Source organism: Marinobacter xestospongiae (genome assembly GCF_023156385.1).
Lineage (GTDB): Bacteria > Pseudomonadota > Gammaproteobacteria > Pseudomonadales > Oleiphilaceae > Marinobacter > Marinobacter xestospongiae.
Genome location: NZ_JAKZAK010000007.1, coordinates 63,351 through 81,952, shown reverse-complemented (window position 1 = coordinate 81,952; position 18,602 = coordinate 63,351). Strand labels below are relative to the sequence as shown.

15 protein-coding genes are annotated in these 18,602 nt (G+C 63.8%); 7 read left to right on the top strand and 8 right to left on the bottom strand.

From position 1 onward, the window contains the following. Nucleotides 1-11: 11 nt before the first annotated feature. A complete protein-coding gene (locus MLD24_RS06860; protein ID WP_248165548.1) occupies nt 12-1,493 on the bottom strand; it encodes a cytochrome-c peroxidase in 1,482 nt (493 codons plus the stop codon). Nucleotides 1,494-1,722: 229 nt separating this feature from the next. On the opposite strand from MLD24_RS06860, the gene MLD24_RS06855 reads away from it, so the two are divergent. Then, a complete protein-coding gene (locus tag MLD24_RS06855) occupies nt 1,723-3,435 on the top strand; it encodes a sensor domain-containing diguanylate cyclase (RefSeq protein WP_248165546.1) in 1,713 nt (570 codons plus the stop codon). Nucleotides 3,436-3,438: 3 nt separating this feature from the next. Here MLD24_RS06855 and MLD24_RS06850 read toward each other — a convergent pair whose 3' ends face one another. Further along, entirely contained in the window at nt 3,439-4,479 is a 1,041-nt protein-coding gene (locus MLD24_RS06850) for an AraC family transcriptional regulator (protein ID WP_248165544.1), read from the bottom strand. Between the two features lie 271 nt (nt 4,480-4,750). On the opposite strand from MLD24_RS06850, the gene MLD24_RS06845 reads away from it, so the two are divergent. Further along, entirely contained in the window at nt 4,751-6,580 is a 1,830-nt protein-coding gene (locus MLD24_RS06845) for a long-chain-acyl-CoA synthetase (RefSeq protein ID WP_248165542.1), read from the top strand. A gap of 10 nt (nt 6,581-6,590) precedes the next feature. Here the strand turns inward: MLD24_RS06845 and cobU are convergent, their stop codons facing one another. Continuing rightward, complete coding sequence (gene cobU, locus MLD24_RS06840) at nt 6,591-7,121, bottom strand: bifunctional adenosylcobinamide kinase/adenosylcobinamide-phosphate guanylyltransferase (RefSeq protein ID WP_248165540.1); 531 nt, start codon at nt 7,119-7,121, stop codon at nt 6,591-6,593. A gap of 99 nt (nt 7,122-7,220) precedes the next feature. Here cobU and MLD24_RS06835 point away from each other — a divergent pair, with 99 nt between their 5' ends. Together MLD24_RS06835 and MLD24_RS06830 are read left to right on the top strand one after the other, a co-directional pair. Further along, nucleotides 7,221-9,104: a putative nucleotidyltransferase substrate binding domain-containing protein gene (locus MLD24_RS06835; RefSeq protein WP_227173271.1), complete on the top strand. Its 1,884-nt coding sequence runs from the start codon at nt 7,221-7,223 to the stop codon at nt 9,102-9,104. Between the two features lie 8 nt (nt 9,105-9,112). Beyond that, the gene (locus tag MLD24_RS06830) at nt 9,113-9,835 is read left to right on the top strand and encodes a 3'-5' exonuclease (protein ID WP_282450505.1); all 723 of its coding nucleotides are present in this window, start codon (nt 9,113-9,115) and stop codon (nt 9,833-9,835) included. 35 nt (nt 9,836-9,870) lie between these two features. On the opposite strand, the gene MLD24_RS06825 is transcribed toward MLD24_RS06830, so the two are convergent. Beyond that, complete coding sequence (locus MLD24_RS06825) at nt 9,871-10,203, bottom strand: low molecular weight protein tyrosine phosphatase family protein (protein WP_248165538.1); 333 nt, start codon at nt 10,201-10,203, stop codon at nt 9,871-9,873. A gap of 94 nt (nt 10,204-10,297) precedes the next feature. Between MLD24_RS06825 and MLD24_RS06820 the strand changes: the two genes are divergently transcribed. Then, the gene (locus MLD24_RS06820; protein ID WP_248165536.1) at nt 10,298-10,990 is read left to right on the top strand and encodes a zinc metallopeptidase; all 693 of its coding nucleotides are present in this window, start codon (nt 10,298-10,300) and stop codon (nt 10,988-10,990) included. Nucleotides 10,991-11,037: 47 nt separating this feature from the next. Here MLD24_RS06820 and msrB read toward each other — a convergent pair whose 3' ends face one another. From msrB to MLD24_RS06805, 3 genes are all read right to left on the bottom strand, one after another. Then, nucleotides 11,038-12,195 (bottom strand): peptide-methionine (R)-S-oxide reductase MsrB, encoded by a 1,158-nt coding sequence (gene msrB / locus MLD24_RS06815; protein WP_248165534.1) that lies wholly within the window; start codon nt 12,193-12,195, stop codon nt 11,038-11,040. 103 nt (nt 12,196-12,298) lie between these two features. After that, nucleotides 12,299-13,771, bottom strand: coding sequence for a sensor histidine kinase (locus MLD24_RS06810; RefSeq protein WP_248165532.1), 1,473 nt, complete (start codon nt 13,769-13,771; stop codon nt 12,299-12,301). A gap of 3 nt (nt 13,772-13,774) precedes the next feature. Next, on the bottom strand, nt 13,775-14,476 hold the full coding sequence (locus tag MLD24_RS06805) for a response regulator transcription factor (RefSeq protein ID WP_248165530.1): 702 nt from the start codon (nt 14,474-14,476) through the stop codon (nt 13,775-13,777). 141 nt (nt 14,477-14,617) lie between these two features. Here MLD24_RS06805 and MLD24_RS06800 point away from each other — a divergent pair, with 141 nt between their 5' ends. Together MLD24_RS06800 and MLD24_RS06795 are read left to right on the top strand one after the other, a co-directional pair. After that, nucleotides 14,618-15,211, top strand: a complete 594-nt coding sequence (locus tag MLD24_RS06800; RefSeq protein WP_248165527.1) for a QsdR family transcriptional regulator — start codon at nt 14,618-14,620, stop codon at nt 15,209-15,211. A gap of 142 nt (nt 15,212-15,353) precedes the next feature. Then, on the top strand, nt 15,354-16,517 hold the full coding sequence (locus MLD24_RS06795; RefSeq protein ID WP_248165525.1) for an acyl-CoA dehydrogenase: 1,164 nt from the start codon (nt 15,354-15,356) through the stop codon (nt 16,515-16,517). A gap of 4 nt (nt 16,518-16,521) precedes the next feature. On the opposite strand, the gene MLD24_RS06790 is transcribed toward MLD24_RS06795, so the two are convergent. After that, nucleotides 16,522-18,585, bottom strand: coding sequence for a TRAP transporter large permease subunit (locus tag MLD24_RS06790; protein WP_248165523.1), 2,064 nt, complete (start codon nt 18,583-18,585; stop codon nt 16,522-16,524). Nucleotides 18,586-18,602: the final 17 nt, after the last annotated feature.

Below are 18,602 nucleotides of genomic sequence, written 5' to 3'. Positions count from 1 at the left end.
CAGCGTCGGCGTTACTGAAACTCGGCGTGCAACCGCAGGCTGTCCGGGTCCAGCAGGGCATCATCAGGGATCCACTGGGCCATGCACGACGGGGTGGTGACACAGGGGTCCGTCAGGGCGTTCAGGAACGCCACCAATTGTTGCACCTGGTCATCATCCAGCGCCGCCGTCACCAGTTTTGACTTGCCAGCTGCCTGCAGCGCATCCAGCTGATCCAGGGCACGCCCGGTGTTGGCCTGCAGGTTACTGACCTGGATCGAGGGATCGAGCTGACTGGCGTCGTACCGGGCCATGGCCTGGCGCGGGTTCAGGTGATGGCGCACCACCGCCTCCAGTGAGCCATACCCGCCAGCGTGGCCCCAGGGGCCGGTGTCCGCCACGTTGAGCAGGTGCGGGGTGCGGAAGGCGTAGCGGTCATCGGGATTACCGGTTTCCCGGAAGCGTCCAAAGTCGTCCGTGCCATCCGCGCCATCGCCCTTGCCGCGACCGATCTGCGGCATTGCCACCACGTGGAACTGCTCATCGGTGAAGAAATCGCCCTGGTGGCAACCGCTGCAGCCGGCGCCGCCATTGGCAACCTCGGTGAAGAACAGCAGGGCACCCTGTTTGGCGTCGGAACCGATGGCGTCATCATCTCCCGCCAGGAACGCCCGCCAGGGGTTGTCCACCAGCACCTGGGAGTTCTGGTAGCTGGCCAGGGCCGCAGCCACATTGTCATAGGTGATCAACGTCTCAGCGCTGGCCGCCGGCTGCTCCAGGCCGGTACGGAAGGCCTCCAGCCAGGTGTTGCCGCTCAACGCCACCACCTCGCCCCGCAGCCGTGACGCCAGGTGATCACGCACACTGGTGTTATCGCCGTCGGCCTCAAATTCAAAGCCCCGCATTTCCTCCTTCGAGGTCACCGGGAAACGGGCCTGGGCCGTAGCCAGATTATCGCCGGCGGTCGGGTCCGCCACGCCAAACGGCGAATCCGGGGTACGGATGCCACCACCGGCACCGCTGAGGCCCGGCGTCTTGTCGAGACTCTCCACCCGGCCGTCGTGGAACAGCACATCGTCGTAAAAAGCAATGTTGAAGGTGGAGGGGGCGTTACGAGGCACCGTGGGGCCGCCGTCGAAATGATGGCCGGCGCTGGAATGCAGTCGCCCGGGACCCAGTAGGTCCGGCAGGTCTGCCTCCACACCCACCGACAGCGGCAGGTCATCACCACCACCGAGGAACGGGTGATGGCAGGAAACGCAGGCGGTGTCCAGGGTACCGCTCAAGCCTTTGCTGAAAAACAGCTGCATGCCCAGCTGGGCCTGGGGCGACTCAATGCTGGGCAGGGCCCGCCCCTGACTGGGGTCACCGGTCAGGCCCTGGCTGTCTGCCAGCGCCCGCACCTGCTGATCCAGCGCCGTGTCCGTTGTCGTTGAATCGCTCTCTCCACCGCAGGCGCTGAGCAGCGCTGCCGCCAGCAGTGTCATCAGTTTGGTGTCGTTATTATGTTTCAATGCCTGGATTCCTTACCAAGTTGTCATGTTCTGTCAGGGCCAATTCTGCCGCATCAATCGACATGAAACTATTATTTCAGGAATGAAATCGTTAGCCTTTCGTTACGTCACGTATCCAGACACGATTGCAACCATCGCCTCAGCCACGACTTTCGCCATAACCGTCGGCCACTCGCGGCCAGACCGTGGACTATGATGAAAACAACCGCATTTTCCGGGGACGAACCATTTGAGCCTCAACGCCCGCATCCTGACCTTGGCCACCACTCTGCTGGTTGTGGCCGCTGCCGCCTCCTGGCTGGCCTACCGCGCGCTGTCCCAGGACATCATTGAGCGCTGGGGCCAACAGGTGGCCGAAATCCAGGTACGCTACGACAGCGCCCGATTGCTGCAGTCGCTGGAGCGGGAAATCGGCCTGGCACGGCAGATGGCGGACTCGGTGGCGATCCAGCAGTGGGCCGCAACGCCGGATAACCCGGCCCTCAAGACCGCCGCCATTCGCCAGATGGAGAGCTTCCGCAGCAACTTCCGCGACAACACCTACTTCGTCGCCCTGCGCAAGAACCGGCAGTACTATTTTAACAACGCCAACAACGAGTTCAGTGGCCAGCAGTTGCGCTACCAGCTTGACCCCAACGACCCGGACGACGCCTGGTTCTTCCGGCTGATTGAGGAGGGCCGGGATTTCCACCTCAACGTCAACCCGGACGAAGAACTGGGGGTCACCAAGTTGTGGATTGATGTGCTGGTGCGCGATGACAGTGGCCAGATCCTCGGCATGGTGGGCACCGGCCTGGAGCTGGATCGCTTTCTGCAGGACATTGTCGACATCGGCCAGAAGGGCATCACCACCCTGTTCGTCGACTTCAACGGCGCCATCCAGCTGTATCGGGATCGCAACTACATCGACTTTGCCAGCATCATCAAACCCGAAGGCCAGAAGAACACCGTGGATCTGCTGTTCGAGGCGCCGGAGAATCAGCAGAAAGTACTGGGCATGCTGCAGATGCTGAAGAACCGCGGCGGCGACAGCGGCGCCGTGGCCAGCAGCTTCGTCACCATAGACGGTCACCGCCACCTGGCGGGCATGGCCTACCTGCCGGCCATCGGCTGGTTCGAGATCACCCTGCTGGATCTGGACACCCTGCTGCCGGTGAGTTACCTGTGGCCGCTGGTGGCGGTGTTCCTGGCTGCGCTGCTGATATCCCTGCTGTTGTTCCACGGCCTGGTCCGGCGCTGGGTGCTCACCCCCATCGTGGCGCTGGAACGGGCGGTCAAGCAGGTGCGTGAGGGCGACTTCCGCACTGGCAACCTGCCCAAGCCAGACAATGAGATCGGCCGCCTCAGCGGCCATTTCGAAGACATGGCCAGCACGCTGAAAGCCTCCACCGAGGACCTGCAGGCCCAGGTCGCCAGCCGCACCGAGGAGTTACACCGACTGGCCCGGATCGACGCCCTGACTGGCCTGGGCAACCGCCGCGCGCTGGACGAGGCCCTGGCCACTGAAATCGAGCGGGCCTACCGCCAGGGCAGCGGCTTCGGCGTGCTGTGGATGGATGTGGACCACTTCAAGGCCATCAACGACGAACGTGGTCACCAGACCGGCGACGCCATTCTCTGCGACGTCGCCCATTGGCTGCGGGCCTGCCTGCGGCCCTACGACATTGCCGGGCGCTGGGGTGGCGACGAGTTCCTGGTGATTCTGTCGCCCTGCGACGCCCTCACCCTGGAACACACCGCCCAGCGGGTGCGGGTGAACATCGAGCAGCAGGGACGGGCCATGGCACTGCCGGTGACGGTCAGCATCGGCGGCTACCAGGCCAGCGCCGAGGACACCCTGGACGGCGTGCTCAAGCGGGCCGACCAGGCGCTGTACCGGGCCAAGCAGCAGGGTCGCAACCAGGTCATGATCGATTCCGGTGAAGCGCTGTCAACGGAGTGAGGATCAGCCCTCCAGCCCGGATAAGCGCCGCTGCGCCTCGATCAGGGCGAACTGTCGGGGTGAGCAGCCGAACCAGCTCCGGAACGCCTTGAAGAAGGCACTCGGCTCGCTGTAACCCAGCAGCTCGCTGAGGTGTTCGATCTTGCCGTCGCCCTGCTTCAGATAACGCCGCGCGCGCTCTCGCCGGGTGTCCGCCAGCAGGCTCCGGAAGCTGACGCCGTCACGGCTCAGTCGCCGGTGCAAGGTCTGACGACTGATGTTGAGCCGGCTGGCGACGTACTCTGAGGTCACGCCACCGCGGTGCAGATCGTCCGCGATCACCTGCCGGACCACGTCCGCCAGGCCGTCGCCCCTGACCAGCAGTTTCTGCACATCCTCCACCCGATCGCGGATGATGGTGTGAACGTAGTGATTGGCCTGACGCAGCGGCCGCTGCAGGTCGTCAGTGGCCAGCACCAGCGCATCTTCCGTCATCGCAAAGCGGCAGTGATCGCCGAACACACGGCGGTACTCTTCCGGCCGGCGAACGTTATCGGCGCAAAAGTAAGCGGCCACGGGTTCAATCGGCTGACCGGTCAGGTATCGGGCCCAGGCCACCGCCGCACTCATGCTGCGCGCCACCGACACACTGCTGTAGAGACGTGAGTCACGGAAGCCGTAGCTGAGCTTGAGGCCCGCCGCTACCGGTTGCACCGTCACCGTATCCACCTGACTCATCACCGGCAGGTAGCGCTGGAACAGACGCACCGCCTCACCCAGGGTATTCGCGCTGATGATGAGGTTGGAGAGCATGCCCCGGTGATTGTCGTTGAGGCGCTCCCCCACCCGCAGACCCACATCGCAGCTGGCGCCACGGGCAATCGCCAGTTGCCAGAGCCGCACCACCGTCTCGGCGGGCCAGCGGCCTTCCACATCCAGCAGTGCCGAGCGGGCCTGAAGCAGGTCGGCCACGTCACTCTCACCGACGTAACCCTCGTCACGGAGCGACTCATACAGATCCAACACCGATACCGACGAAACCGTTAACGACTCTGTTGCCTTCAAGCTACGCCTCCGGGGTTATCGCGATCTTCACCAGACACCATGGTAATCGCAACGGCGCTGACCGGCGCGCGTCCTGGTTCACAACCGTGAGACAAATTGCCACCCCGACAAGACAAGTCGACATTAATTCCAAAGTTAACAGCGACCTAGAATAGATCCCCAGAACAACAACCCGCCCTTTCTCAATCACAACAAGCCCATAACAACGCCCCGGCGGGCGCAGACCTGCCTCCGCCCGGGACCGACGAAAGCGCAAACGAGGAGACTGTCGATGAAGCACGAGGATGTAATAACCCTGCCCCAGCTCGCCGCCAAGGTGCCGCAACTGGTGTCCGGACTCCCGGGCCTGGTCAAAGGCCTGCGGATCGGCAACACCACCGACAAGACCCGGGCGGTTGGCCTCGGCCGGTGCCTCGAGCGCTGCCGCGCCAGCAATCCCGAGGGGCCGGCGGTGGTGTTCGAGGGGCGGGAGATTTCCTACGAGGCCTTCAGTCGCTGGTCCAACCGCATCGCCAACTTTCTCCACGCCAGCGGCATCCGCAAGGGCGACGCGGTGGTGGTGATGATGGAGAATCGCCCGGAACTGCTCGCGGTGATTGCCGGGTGCGCCAAGATTGGCGCCGTCAGCGCCCTGGTCAACACCGCCCAGCGTGGCAAGGTGCTCGCCCACAGCATCAACCTGGTTGCCCCCAAACGGGCCATCGTCGGTGAGGAGCTGGTCGGCGCCTACAACGACGTCGCAGACGCGGTATCGCTGCCCGGCGAGCACTGCTACTACGTGCCGGACACCGAGGTGTACCGCAACGGCGCCGAGCCGCCGATTGACTGGCAGAATCTGGAACACCTGATCGCACCGTGTTCCGAGACCACCCCCGCCAGCGTTGACGAGATCCGCGCCGACGATCCGTGTTTCTACATCTACACCTCGGGCACCACCGGCATGCCCAAGGCGGTGGTGTTCAATCACGGCCGCTTCATGAAGGCCTACGGCTCGTTCGGCTTCGCCGCTGTCAAACTGACGGCCCGTGACCGCCTGTATGTGTGCCTGCCGTTCTACCACGCCACCGCGCTGGCGGTGTGCTGGGGTTCGGTACTGGCGGGGAATGCCGCGCTGGTCATGGCCCGCCGTTTCAGCGCCTCCAATTTCTGGGCCGACATTCGCCGGCACAACGCCACCGGTTTTGGCTACGTTGGCGAGCTGTGCCGCTACCTGATGGAACAGCCAGCATCGCCGGAGGACCGCCGCAACGAGGTCCGCATCATGGTGGGCAATGGCCTGCGGCCCTCGATCTGGCAGCCGTTCAAAACCCGCTTTGGCGTGGCCCGGGTGATGGAATTCTACGCCTCCAGTGAGGGCAACATCGGGTTTACCAACCTGCTGAATTTCAACAACACGGTTGGCCTGTGTCCGTTTCCCTACGCCATCGTGAAGTACGACCGGGAACAGGAGGCGCCGCTGCGCGACCAGCGTGGCCGGATGATCCGCGTCGCCCGGGGCGAGGCGGGCCTGCTGATCGGCCAGATCACCGCCAAGACCCCGTTCCACGGCTACACCGATCAGCAGAAAACCCAGGGCAGCGTGCTGCGGGATGTGTTCGAGCCGGGCGATCAGTGGTTCAATTCCGGCGACCTGATGCGGGACATCGGCTTCAAGCACGCCCAGTTTGTCGACCGCTTGGGGGATACGTTTCGCTGGAAGGGCGAGAACGTGTCCACCACCGAGGTGGAACAGATTACCGACGGCTGCGCTCACGTCAGCGAATCGGTGGTCTACGGGGTGGAGATCCCGGGCACCAACGGTCGCGCCGGTATGGCTTCGATCCGCCTGGACTGCAACCTCGACGCCTTCGATTTCGACCAGTTGCTGCAGAGCCTGCGCCAGCAGTTACCTGCCTACGCGGTGCCGGTGTTCCTGCGCATCAGCAAGGACGTTGAGAAGACCGGCACCTTCAAGCACAAGAAGGCCCCGCTCAAAGCCCAGGGCTATGACCTCACCAAGGTGGCCGATCCGGTGTTTGTCTGGCTCCCAGGAACCCAGACCTACAGCCGTCTGGATCAGACCCGCCAGCAGGAGATTGACCGGGGCCAGCATCGCTTCTGAGGAGTTCCGGTCACTCGCCTTTCAGCACCATCGGCAGACCAGCCACGGTCAGTACTACCTGGTCGCACGACGCCGCCAGGGCCTGGTTGAGCCAGCCCAGCTCGTCGCAGAAGCGCCGGGTGAGCGGGTCCATGCCGATGGTGCCGAGGCCAACCTCGTTGCTGACGATCACCAGGCTGCCCGGATAGGCCGCAACGGCGTCCACAAACTCCGCCTGCTCACGCTGGAACACCTCATCGCCGGCATGGAGCAGATTGCTGAGCCACAGACTCATGCAGTCAATCAGCAGACACGGTGCCCCGGCCTGGGCCTGGGCTGTGAGCTCCGCCCCCAGTGCCAGCGGACACTCCACCAGCCCCCAGTCCGCCGGGCGACGCTGGCGATGGCGGCGGATGCGCTCACTCATTTCACCATCGCCAGCCGTGGCGGTGGCGATGTAGGTCACCGGGCCGCCCGAGGCGGTGGCCCGCTGTTCTGCCAGTGCACTCTTGCCGGAGCGAATGCCCCCCAACACCAGGGCATGGGTTCTGGTTGCCTGCATGGGTATTTTCCCTGAATCCGTGCGGGTCGGACTGAACCCGAACACCGCAACTGCTATATTGCCTACAAACCGGACCCGCGACTGACTCTGGACGGAACCATGCAGGCCGAACTGATCGAAATCCGCAATCACCTTATCCAGTACCCTCCCTTCGATGAGATGGAGGATGACCTGGTGGATGAGGTTGTCTCACACATTGAGGTGGCGTACTACCGCGCCGGCAGCCCGATCGCCCAATTTGGCGATCCCAGCAACCATCTGTTCTACATCCGCAGTGGCGCGGTGGAAATCTACCGCCGCTCCGGCGAGTTGTACAACCGTCTCAGCGAGGGCGAGTTCTTCGGCCAGTTCGGGCTGATGATGAACAAGACCGTGCGTTTTCCCGCCCAGGCGCTCGAGGACACCCTGCTCTACCTGATTCCGGCCGAGGTGTTCCAGAAACTGTGGGAAACCGACGAAACCTTTGCCGATTTCGTTGAGATCGAGGACCAGACCCGGCTGCGCACTGCCATCTCCCGGCGGGAGAAAGGCAACGACCTGATGACCGCCAAGGTCACCCGGCTGATCGGCCGCAAACCGGTGATCGCCTCCACCACCATCCGTCTGCAGGAAGCGGCGCGGATCATGACCGAGGAAGGCGTCTCGTCGCTGGTGCTGATGGATGAAACCGCCACGCCGCCCAAGATGACCGGCATCATCACCGACCGTGACCTCCGCACCCGCGCGCTGACTGAGGCGCTGCCGTCGGAAACCCCGATCAGCGACATCATGTCCACCGGGCTCATCACCATCCGCTCCAGCGCCTACATCTTCGAGGCGATGCTGCTGATGCTGCACAACAACGTCCACCACCTGCCGGTAATGGACAAGTACCAGGAAGAGCCTCGCGGGGTGATCTCGCTGGCGGACGTGATCAAGTACGAATCCCAGAGCAGTGTGTTCCTGGTCAGCAATATCTTCCACCAACAGACCGTCAAGGGGCTAAAGCGCGTCAGCAAGGACGTTCGCGACAGCTTTGTGCGCATGGTCAATGAAGACGCCAACTCCCACATGATCGGCAGCGCCATGGCCGGCATCGGCCGCAGCTTTACCCAACGCCTGCTGGAGCTGGGCGAGGAACAACTGGGACCACCGCCGGTGCCCTACTGCTTCATGGCCCTGGGGTCCATGGCCCGGGACGAACAGCTGGTGGTGACCGACCAGGACAACGCCATGATTCTGGACGACAGTTTCGACCCGGAGCAGCACGATGACTACTTCCTGGCCCTGGCCCGCTTTGTCAGTGACGGCCTCGCCACCTGCGGCTACAGCTACTGCACCGGCGACATCATGGCCACCAACAAGAAGTGGCGCCAACCGCTGCGGGTGTGGAAAGAGTACTTCACAGACTGGATCGACAACCCCAAGGCCGAGGCGTTGCTCAACAGCAACATCTTCTTCGATCTGGATGGCATCTACGGTGCCACCGAAATGGCGGAAACCCTGAAGACCCTGGTGGCCAGCAAAGCCAGCCAGAGTCAGCGGTTCCTCGCCTTCCTGGCCAAGAACGCCCTCAACCGGACGCCGCCACTGGGTTTCTTCCGCACCTTTGTGATGGAACAGGACGGCAAGCAGAACAACACATTCAACCTTAAACGCCGGGGCACGGCGCCGATTTCGGACCTGATCCGGGTGCATGCCCTGGCCTGTGGCTCGAAAGCCCAGAACTCCTTTGAACGGCTGCGGGCGATTGCCGACACCAAGCTGCTGCCGGACGGCAGTGCCGAGAACCTGCGGGACGCCCTCGAGTTCATTGCCATTGTCCGCATCCGCCACCAGGCGCTGGCCATCGAGGATGGCCGTGATCCCGACAACAACGTGCGACCGGAAGACCTGTCGCCCTTTGAGCGCAGTCACCTCAAGGACGCCTTCCAGGTGGTCAGCAGTGCCCAGAAGTTCCTGCGCTACCGCTACAACGCCCCCGCCGGGCGGCACCTGCAATAGGTCTCGGCATGGTTCAACGCTCCCAGCAGGAAATCACCGACACCCCCTGGCCGCTGCGCATGGCCAATGCCGGTCGCATGGCCCGGGACCCGCGCCTGCAGGCGTTCTACCAGGCCGACTGGCCCGCGGCGGAGACGCCCATCCGCGAGGTGCCGATGGTGGCGGTGGATTTCGAGACCACCGGCCTCGATCCGGACAAGCACTCCATCGTCAGCATCGGTCTGGTGCCGTTCACCAGCCAGCGCATCCAGTGTGCCCAGTCCCGTCATTGGGTGGTGCGGCCCAAGCTGCCACTGCGACAGGACTCGGTGACCATCCACGGCATCACCCATTCCGATATCGACAACGCGCCGGACCTGGACGATATTCTGGGGGATGTGCTGGAGGCGCTGGCGGGCCGGATTGTGGTGGTGCACTACCGCCAGATCGAGCGGCCGTTCCTGGACGTTGCCCTGCGCTGGCGGCTGCAGGAAGGCATCACCTTCCCGGTGATCGACACCATGGCCATCGAGGCGCACCTGCACCCCAATCGCACCCCCAACTGGTGGAAAAAACTGCTGGGCCAGCAACCGGTGTCCATCCGCCTGGCCGACAGTCGCGGCCGCTACCACCTGCCCCACTATGCTCCCCACCACGCCCTCACCGACGCCCTGGCCACGGCGGAGCTGCTGCAGGCACAGCTACAGCACCACTTTACCCCCGAGACGCCGATCCGGGATTTGTGGTTGTAGGTTCGGCCTAACCTTGGTGTAGCAGATCGTAAGACTCAGCTGGTCACGGAACGAATGTGCATGGCCACTTTGTCACGCAACAACCGGATCAGTTCGGGTGCCATTCGTTCAAAGCGATCGGGAATGTCCAGACACACCAGCTTCCGCCCCCGAAGCAAATCCCCAAAGCGATCCACGATCTTGCGCCGGTGAACCGGCTCCATCACGAACACGACGTCCGCCCATTCCACCAAGTCACCGCTGATTGGAGTCAGCGCATCTTTGTTGGTTCCACAGCCAATCGCATTAACACCGCGATACTCTGAGAACACGACTTCTGCGGTCGCACTGCGAAGCTTGTTCTCGGTGCAGACAAACAGCAGGTTCATCGCTCACTCCTCGAATTGAATCGTCTCCGAGGAACCCCCGAATTGTCCTCGCTGGCTGGTATACTCTGCCATCCTCCACCACGAAGCAACGGACATGCTTTTTCTACTTGCCCTGCTACTCGTTCTGTCGCTGATTCTCGGCCCGCAACTGTGGATCCGGTGGGTGATGCGCAAACATGACACCCCCGTCGCCAGTATGCCCGGCACCGGCGGTGAGCTGGCTCAGCATCTGATCGACCGCTTTGAGATCCACGGGGTGACGGTGGAAACCACCCCGCAGGGCGATCATTACGACCCGGCCAACCGAGCTGTGCGACTCTCCGATGAGGTCTTCCACGGTCGCTCCGTCACCGCCGTCGCGGTGGCGGCCCATGAAGTGGGCCACGCCATCCAGTATCACCGCCAGGAGGCGATTACCCGACTGCGGCAGCGCTACCTGCCTCTGGCCACCACCATCCAGCGACTGGCCGTGACGCTGCTGTTCGCCATTCCGCTGGTCGTCGCCATTTTCCGTGTACCCCATGCCGCGCTACTGACGGCGGTGATCGGCGTGGCCGCCATGCTGGTCGCGGTGTTGATCCAGCTGGTTATTCTGCCACTGGAGTGGGACGCCAGCTTCAACAAGGCTATGCCGATCCTGATCAAGGGCAACTACCTGCCGCCCGAGCTGCACGACGCCGCCCGCCAGGTACTCAAGGCCGCGGCGCTGACCTACGTTGCGGCGGCATTGATGGACATGCTCAGGTTGGGACGGTGGCTGGCCATTCTCAAGGGAAGCATTCGCTGAGGGCAGGCCGCGTCACGGTTTGACGTCGGCCCACCCTGCGACACCACTTACATTTCGGTACCACCCGGTTCGGCCACCCGATCCAGGTAGTCACCGTAACCCTCGGCAACCATGCGTTCGCGGGGAATGAAGCGCAGGGCGGCGGAGTTCATGCAGTAACGCAGTCCCGTCGGGGCCGGACCGTCCTCAAAGACATGTCCCAGGTGGGAGTCGGCATAGCGGCTGCGGATTTCCACCCGGGTCATGAAGAAACTGCTGTCCTCCCGCTCCACCAGCACACCGGGCTCGATGGGGCGGGTGAAGCTGGGCCAGCCGGTGCCGGACTTGTACTTGTCGTCCGAGGAAAACAGCGGCTCGCCGGACACCACATCGACGTAAATGCCGGCCCGTTTCTCATCCCAATAGGTATTGTTGAACGCCCGTTCGGTGGCGTCTTCCTGGGTGACCCGGTACTGCAGCGGCGTCAGCCGTTGCCGGAGTTCGTCATCGCCGGGTTTCTGGAAGCCGGCAGGGTCGAATCCCTCGGCCGGGCCGGCCATGGGCCGGAACTGACCATAGTCGATCTCGCGCTCCTCACCCCAGACTTCATCGATGAACTGGTAGCGACCGGAATTGAAGGTGTAGAACTTGTAGCGGATCGGATTCTTCTTGTAGTAGTCCTGATGGTAGCCCTCGGCGTCGTAGAAGGTCTGAAACGGCGCAATGTCGATGACCACCGGACTGTCGTAGCGATCCGCCTCGATCAACGCCTGCTTGGCCGCTTCCGCCGCCTGACGCTGGGCCTCGTCGTGGTAGAAAATGCCAGGGCGGTATTGCTGGCCACGGTCCACGAACTGGCCGTTGGCGTCAGTGGGGTCCATCATCCGCCACAGGCCCTGCAGTAGCCCCTGATAGGTGATCACCTCGGGGTCGTAGTACACCTGCACCGCTTCGGTGTGGCCGGTACGGCCGGAGGACACCTGCTGGTAATCGGGGTTGGCCTCGTCACCGCCGGTATAGCCGGAAACGGCTTCCACCACCCCCGGCAGTTTTTCAAAGCCCGCTTCCACACACCAGAAGCAGCCGCCGGCGAAGGTGGCAATGGCCAGCCCCTCGTCGGTCGGGGCGTACTCGGAGGTGGGCGGGTTGGGGGCACTGGCACTGAAGGCCCAGCCAGCGGCCGCCAGCCCAAGCGCCAGGGCGGAACTCTGCACAATGCGTTTCATACTGTTACCTCTCATACCCAACTGGTTACTGGTTGGAGTCACTGTGCCCGGAAAGATTCACGGCAACGTCTGGGGTTTGTTACGAATTCATCACAGCTTCCGTTCAGTGCGCCGGTGGCAGGGTGATGGTGAAGGCACTGCCGCCGCTGGGCCGGTTGGCAACCCGGATCGCACCGTCCTGCAGGGTCATGATGCGTTTGGCGATCGCCAGCCCAAGCCCGGCATGCCCCGGCGCATTGCCGGAATCGCCGCGGTAGAAGGCGTCGAAGACATGGGGCAGATCGGCATCGGGGATGCCCGGTCCCTGGTCGCGCACCTCCAACTCCAGCTGGCCATCCCGCTGGGCCAGGGTCAGGGTGACCTGGCTGTCGGCGGGGCTGTATTCGATGGCGTTGCCGATCAGGTTGTCCAGCACCCGTTCGGTCATACCCAGGTCACCGTAGGCCAGCGGCATCGCCTGGATACCGGCCACCGCAAGGGTAATGCCTTTCTCAGCGGCACTGGCGCCGTGCTTCTGGGCAACGTCGTGAATCAGCTCCGGCAACGGGAACGGTTCCGGCTGGGGCCGCTTCTCCTTCGCTTCCAGCGCCGCCAGCTCAAACAGCTCGTCCACCTGCCGGCTCAGTCGTCGCCCCTCGGCCAGGGCGATGTCCAGAAACTGCTCCTGCTCCTGTTCACTGAGACTCTGGCGCTTCATTCGCAGGCTTTCCACATAGCCCTGCATCGACGCCAGCGGGGTACGCAGGTCGTGGGACACCTGGGCCACCAGGCGCCGGCGCAGGGCGTCTTTCTCCTGCAGCTGGTCAATCTGGCTGGCGATACGCTCCGCCATGCGATCAAACGCCACCCCCAGGTAATCAATCTCGTCCCGAACCTGCGGCCGCAGTTGCTGCCAGCGTTCACTCGGCAGATGGCCATGGTCGGCGGTCTCGAACCGCTCCACCAGACCGGTGAGCCGGCTTAAGCGGCGGGTCAGCAGCCGGAACACCGCCAGCCCCGCCAGCATCCCCACCGTCAACGCGATGCCCACCGCCCAGGCGCTCATCTCGATGAAGTGACCATTGCGGGCCATCACTTCCGCCATATCGAATTCCTCACCCCGCAGCACCACGTAAAGGTAGCCCTCCGGCTGACGGGCCGAGGGAATCGGCGTCACCGAAAACACCTTGCGACGCTCATGACTGCGGGGGTCATCCCCGAGAATCGGATAGGCCCCCTTGTCCGCCAACAGGGCACGAATAGGTGCCATCGATACCCGTTTGCGCTTGATCTTGGCGGGATCGGCGGAGTAGGAAAGAATCTCGCCCCGGGGGTCCAGCAGGTAGATTTCAATGGAGGGGTTGATGGTCATGTAGAGATCGAACAGCTCCTTCAGCGCCGCCTGGTTCAGCCGGCCCTCGTCTACCAGGTTGCGGTCCTGCACCAGGTTGGCTGCCAGATCACGGTGCAGCTGCTGATTGACCGAGGTGACGTAGCCCCGCAGCGAGTACCAGCTGATCACGCTGTACAGCACACCGACGGTCACCAGCAGCATGAACAGGCCCAGGGCCAGGCGGGTGTATAGGGTTTTGGCCATCATTCAGTCCCGGAAGCGGTAACCCACGCCCCACACCGTCTGGATAAAGTCCGGTTTGGCGGGATCGCGCTCGATCTTGTTGCGCAGGCGGTTGATATGGGTATTGACGGTGTGTTCGTAACCCTCGTGGTTGTAACCCCAGACCGCGTCCAGCAGCTGGGCCCGGCTGAACACCCGGCCGGGATGACGGGCAAAGTGCAACAGCAGATCGAACTCCCGGGCGGTCAGATCCACCTCGGCATCGGCAATGCGCACCTTGCGGCGGGTCGGGTCGATGTGCAGGCCGTCGCTGTCGATCACGTCGCTGGCGGTCTCGGGCTCTGCCGTTACCGACAGCGCATCCACCCGCCGAAACAGCGCCTTGATCCGGGCCGCCAGCTCCGCCACGCTGAACGGTTTGGTGAGGTAGTCATCGGCGCCCATTTCCAGCCCCAGTACCCGGTCCAGTTCGGTGGTCTTGGCGGTCAGCATCAGGATCGGCACATAGCCGCTGTCCTGACGGATCTCCCGGCACACCGACAGGCCATCCAGCCCGGGCAGCATCAGGTCCAGCACCACCAGGTCGACACCACCGGCGCGGTAACGCGCCAGCCCACTGTCTCCCCGCGGTTCGTGCACCGCGGTCATGCCCAGGTCCTCCACGTGCATCCGCACCAACTGGGCAATGCCGGGATTGTCTTCGATGATCAGTACCGTTCGGCTCATGTTGTCTCTCACTGGCTTGCGGGGTGGCACCCTGAACACAGTGTAAGTGCCAGACTTCACAAATCCATCACGCCAGGTGCCACCGTGGCGGCGCCTGACGGTTGTGGCTACAATGCCAGCAACGTCCAACAAGAGGTTCGCGTGTCCGAGAAGCCAACCCCGCCCCGGGTGACCCCTGCCGATGCCATCCGCTGTGCCCGCCGCCACTGGGTCAAAGGCCGCCGCATACACCTGGCGGAACTGGCGTCGGAACTCAACATCGGCCGGGCCACTCTGTTCCGCTGGGTCGGCAGCAAGGACAAGCTGCTGGGCGAGGCGCTGTGGACCCTGTACAACGAACTGTGTCAGGAGGCCCAGGCCAGAACCCCGGGCCAGGGCGTCGACTATGTGGTGGGCGTTTATCGCCACATCAACGCCACCCTGCTGCACTCCCAGCCCCTGCAGCGCTTTATCGGCCAGGACCCGGAGTACGCCCTGCGCATTCTCACCTCCTCCCAGTCGCCACTGCACAGCCGCACCGTGGACGCCTTTGCCGGTATCCTCCAGGACCAGGTGGATCGGGGCCAACTGACCCCGGCCATGGGCATTGGCAGCCTGGCTTACTTTATCGTGCGACTGGCAGAGTCCTGTCTCTACAGCGACATCATCAGCGGACGCCCTCCCCGCGACGAGGAGCTCGAGGATGCCTGCACCGCGGTGCGCATCCTGCTCGGCGGCCAGACCGCAGCGGCCTGAGCCAACGCTTCCCCCGGCCCCGCCGGCATCGCTATGATAGCTCCAGACCCGCTGGCGGCCGGCCCCCTGTCGACACGCAAATCGGCACCCAAGCCGAGACGCCAGCCACCCCACATCCGACCGACCGCGAGAGGACCTCATTATGGCTGCCCCCTGGGACGACCTGCTGCTATTCGACCGCCAACTCGACACCACCGAACGCCAGGTTCGGGACAGTGTCCGCGCTTTCTGCGACCAGCAGCTGATGCCCGGCATCACTGCGGCCAATCGTCACGAGCGCTTTGATCGCAACCTGTTCCTGAAGATGGGCGAACAGGGCATGCTGGGTGCCACGGTACCGCAGGAGTACGGCGGCCCGGGTCTCAGCCACGTCAGCTACGGTCTGATTGCACGGGAGGTCGAGCGGGTGGATTCGGCCTATCGCTCCGCCCTGAGCGTGCAGTCGTCGCTGGTGATGTATCCGATCCAGCGCTACGGCCAGGAGGCCCTCAAACAGCGGCTGCTGCCATTGCTGGCCAGCGGCGAAAAAGTGGGCTGCTTTGGTCTCACCGAACCCAATCACGGCTCCGACCCCGGCGGCATGGAAACCCGGGCCCGGGCGGTGGAAGGCGGCTACCGGCTCAGTGGCGCCAAGACCTGGATCACCAATGCCCCCATCGCCGATGTGCTGGTGGTCTGGGGCAAGCTCGACGGCGAAGTCTGCGGATTCGTGATTGAGCGCGGCAGCGATGGCCTGGAGACCCCCGCCATCGACGGCAAGTTCTCGCTGCGGGCCTCGGAGACCGGCTCCATCTTTATGGACGAGGTGTTCGTACCGGAGGAGAACCGGCTCCAGGTGCAGGGCCTGAAGGGTCCCCTGAGCTGCCTCACCAAGGCCCGCTTCGGCATCTGCTGGGGCGTGCTGGGGGCGGCCGAGTTCTGCTGGCATGCGGCCCGTCAGTACACCCTGGAGCGGCACCAGTTCGGCCGCCCGCTGGCGGCCAATCAACTGGTGCAGAAGAAGCTGGTGGACATGCAGACCGAGATCACCCTTGGCCTGCAGGCGGTGCTGCAACTGGGCCGGCTGATGGATCAGGGGGAGGCGTCTGCGGATGCGGTGTCGTTGCTCAAACGCAACAACTGTGGCAAGGCCCTGGACATCGCCCGGGTGGCGCGGGACCTGCACGGCGGCAACGGCATCTGCGACGAATACCACGTGATCCGTCACGCCATGAACCTGGAGGCGGTGAACACCTACGAAGGCACCCACGATGTCCACGCCCTGATCCTTGGGCGTGGACAGACCGGCCTGCAGGCGTTCTGCTGAGCCGTCAGTAGAACAGCAGGGGTACGAAGGCCACCAGCAACAACGACAGGCCCATGGCGATCAGCGGCATGATGATGCGCTCATGGCGCTGGTAGAAGGTGCCGCCTTCCTGCTGGGCCGCGGTCACCTCCGCTTCCCCCACCACCTGGCGGGTGAGCAGGTGGTTGAGCGCCACCGGCGGGCTGAGGTAGCCCAGTTCGAACGCCACCAGGGTGACCATCCAGAAATGGATCGGGTGGATGCCGCTGCCGTAGGCGATGGTGGCCACGGTGGCGGAAACCAGGATCACTGCGCCAAAGGCGTCCATGATCATCCCCAGGACCACCAGGATCACCACCATCAGCAGCATTGCCGACCAGGCGCTGTCGAAGGACTGGGGGAAGGTTTCCATCAGGTGGGAGCGCTCGATCACCCCGCCAATGCTTACCGACAGGCCCAGCAGCAGCAACAGCGCACCGATCTCCGCGGTGGTGTCATTGGTGGCGGTGCGGACACTGCGCTCCAGGCCCTGGTGGTTGACCTCCAGCCCTTCCGCATCGCGGTGGCTGCGGCCCTTGAGGCTGATATGCTCAAACACCAGGATCGCCAGCAGGATCACCGGCAGTAGCCGCGGCGCCGAGAACTCGTCCATCCGTACGTCCAGAGCCCAGCGATAGAACAGCACCACCGCCACAATCACCGCCACGTATGGCAGCAATGACCGCAGCGCCGCCAGGGTGGCGGGCCAGGCCTCGCTGGCCGGTGCCAGCTCGAAGCGGCTCTGGCGATTGACCGCCAGCGCCACAGCGGTGAACATCACCGCCGTCAGTACGAATACCCAGATACCCCAGCCGAACAGCTCGTCGGTGGTCACTTCCCGGTTCAGGTAGGCAATCACCACCACCAGCAGGCAGGGCCGTAACACCACCCCCAGTGACCCGGACATGGCGGTGGCCGCCAGTGCCAGCTGACGGCGGGCACCGGCCGCCCGCAGCTCACTGTAGATCACCGCACCGGCAGCAATGACGAAGATCCCCGAGGCCCCGGTGTAGGCCGTCGGTATCGCCGCCACCAGGACCGCCACCACCGCCAGCATCTCTGGCGGCAGACGCCAGGGCCGGAATACGTTGAACACCAGGGTCGCCAACCGGGTCTGCTTGAGCATCATCCCGACCCAGACGTAGAGCCCGACGTTGAGGAACATGTCGGACAGTTCCATCATCTTGCCGAGGTAGATACCGATCCCCGAGGCGTGTCCGATCAGTCCGAAATAGGTCCCGGAAATCAGGCACATCACCGTATACAGCGGCACCGCCAGCAGGGCCTTGTTGAGGCTACCACCGTCCGCCAGGTCAGCCGGCACCCGGAACAGCCGGTACAGGCTGGCCAGGGTCAGCGCAGCGAAGCCGGTGATCCACAGGTTGTGCAGCATCATTTCCTCCGCCGACACCGCTGCCTCGGACGCCAGTGTGGTCTGGCGGAAGATCACGCTGGAACCCAGCAGCATGGCATTGGCGATGGTCTGCAGGGTCAGCGAGACGGTGTAGTCGAGCCGGGTCTCCATCGGCCGCATGGCGATGTGGTGCCGGGTCAGGGTGGCGGTCACTGCACATAGCATCACCACCACAATGAGGATATAGCGCTGGGACTCCAGCCCCAGGGCGATGACATCGGCGACGAACAGCTCCACCGCCCGATAGGCCTTCACCGTTGGTGTCAGCTGATCCCGCAGCTGCTGGTAACTGGCGTGACTCGCCTGGCAGTCCGCCACCGAGCGCTCAATGGAGCGCCGGACGTCCGCCGGGTCCTTCTCGACACTGCCCAGCAGCGCCGCCATATCCCCCAGGTCGCTCTCCTTGGCCAGTTCCGCCGCCACCGCGGCATCGATGTCCCGGCTGGGATTGCATTCCGGCGGTGCAATGTCCACCCGCAGCTTGTAGTAACCGGTCCAGAACTGCTCGCCAAGACGAAGCATCTGGTTGTGAATGTCACTGGAGGTCGAAAACAGCACGACCGCCAGCAGCAGGAGGCAGGCCGGCAGGGAGGAAAACCACTCCCGGCCACTGCGGTTCAGGGTTAGTGCAGACATAGTGTGGAACTCGGCAG

What these genes read in the sequence shown, in the direction of transcription:
- MLD24_RS06845 (WP_248165542.1), top strand. Translation starts at nt 4,751, where the DNA reads ATGAAGCACGAGGATGTAATAACCCTGCCCCAGCTCGCCGCCAAGGTG.
- cobU (WP_248165540.1), bottom strand. Translation starts at nt 7,121, where the DNA reads ATGCAGGCAACCAGAACCCATGCCCTGGTGTTGGGGGGCATTCGCTCC.
- MLD24_RS06835 (WP_227173271.1), top strand. Translation starts at nt 7,221, where the DNA reads ATGCAGGCCGAACTGATCGAAATCCGCAATCACCTTATCCAGTACCCT.
- MLD24_RS06830 (WP_282450505.1), top strand. Translation starts at nt 9,113, where the DNA reads ATGGTTCAACGCTCCCAGCAGGAAATCACCGACACCCCCTGGCCGCTG.
- MLD24_RS06825 (WP_248165538.1), bottom strand. Translation starts at nt 10,203, where the DNA reads ATGAACCTGCTGTTTGTCTGCACCGAGAACAAGCTTCGCAGTGCGACC.
- MLD24_RS06820 (WP_248165536.1), top strand. Translation starts at nt 10,298, where the DNA reads ATGCTTTTTCTACTTGCCCTGCTACTCGTTCTGTCGCTGATTCTCGGC.
- msrB (WP_248165534.1), bottom strand. Translation starts at nt 12,195, where the DNA reads ATGAAACGCATTGTGCAGAGTTCCGCCCTGGCGCTTGGGCTGGCGGCC.
- MLD24_RS06810 (WP_248165532.1), bottom strand. Translation starts at nt 13,771, where the DNA reads ATGGCCAAAACCCTATACACCCGCCTGGCCCTGGGCCTGTTCATGCTG.
- MLD24_RS06805 (WP_248165530.1), bottom strand. Translation starts at nt 14,476, where the DNA reads ATGAGCCGAACGGTACTGATCATCGAAGACAATCCCGGCATTGCCCAG.
- MLD24_RS06795 (WP_248165525.1), top strand. Translation starts at nt 15,354, where the DNA reads ATGGCTGCCCCCTGGGACGACCTGCTGCTATTCGACCGCCAACTCGAC.
- MLD24_RS06790 (WP_248165523.1), bottom strand. Translation starts at nt 18,585, where the DNA reads ATGTCTGCACTAACCCTGAACCGCAGTGGCCGGGAGTGGTTTTCCTCC.